Origin of the sequence: Streptomyces sp. 13-12-16, from assembly GCF_002114215.1 — a bacterium.
GTDB lineage: Bacteria > Actinomycetota > Actinomycetes > Streptomycetales > Streptomycetaceae > Streptomyces.
In genome coordinates this window covers 1-737 of the sequence record NZ_NCTE01001454.1, presented here as the reverse complement: position 1 = coordinate 737, position 737 = coordinate 1, and the positions used below count along the sequence as shown (strand labels likewise).

The 737-nt window shown below is 77.2% G+C and carries 1 protein-coding gene and 1 pseudogene; one reads left to right on the top strand and one right to left on the bottom strand.

Translation table 11 applies throughout. From position 1 onward, the window contains the following. A partial coding sequence (locus B7767_RS42565) for a DUF5134 domain-containing protein (RefSeq protein WP_143653007.1) occupies positions 1–271 on the top strand: 271 nt, incomplete at its 5' end. A gap of 7 nt (positions 272–278) precedes the next feature. Here the strand turns inward: B7767_RS42565 and B7767_RS42560 are convergent. Next, a pseudogene (locus B7767_RS42560) lies at positions 279–737 on the bottom strand (aldehyde dehydrogenase); the annotation flags it as partial.

Here is a 737-nt window from a genome sequence, read left to right as displayed (position 1 = left end):
CCGGCTGCCGGCCGCGGCCGGCATGGCGGCGATGGCCTGGATGCCGCGCGCGCCCCACGGCCGGACGGTCCCGGCGCCCGCCACCGTCGCCACCGCACTGCTGGCGGCGTACCTCCTGGTGTGCGCCGTACGGTCGCTGACCCGTCCCATGCCGTCGCTGAGGTCCGCCACGGTCACCGCGCACCGCGCCGCCGCGGCGGACCCGTACGGTCACTCGCGCGACGGGGCGATGGCGCTGGGCACGGCCGTGATGCTGCTCGTGCCGCACTGAGCGTGTGTCACACGGGACCGGCGAGGGCCTTGCCGCGCATCAGGAAGTCCGACAGGTAGCCGTCGTGGGGCACCCCGGGCGCCATCCAGTGGGTCGGCGTGTCACCGACGTACACGTTGGCGATGGTGGGCTCCGCCAGCAGCGCGTCCACCAGGGCGCGGTCGCGGGTGAGCGCCGAGAGCACGAGCGTGTCCCGCAGCGCGGCGGTGCCGTCCGCACGGCTCCAGGGCGCCACCCACACGTTGGGGAAGGGGAGCTCGACCCGTAGCTGCGCCGCCCCCGCGTCGCCGACCTGGTGGACGGCGGGACGCAGGACGGCGCTTCCGTCACCGAGGTCGTCGACCACACCGTCCGCGCCGAGCCAGGGCCGCGTCCCCGCCGCCACCGACGCCAGGTGGGCGGCGAGTGCCCGGGCCCGGTCCAGCGGGCGGACCGGGAGCACCGCCCGCGCGTCCTGGGGCGGCAG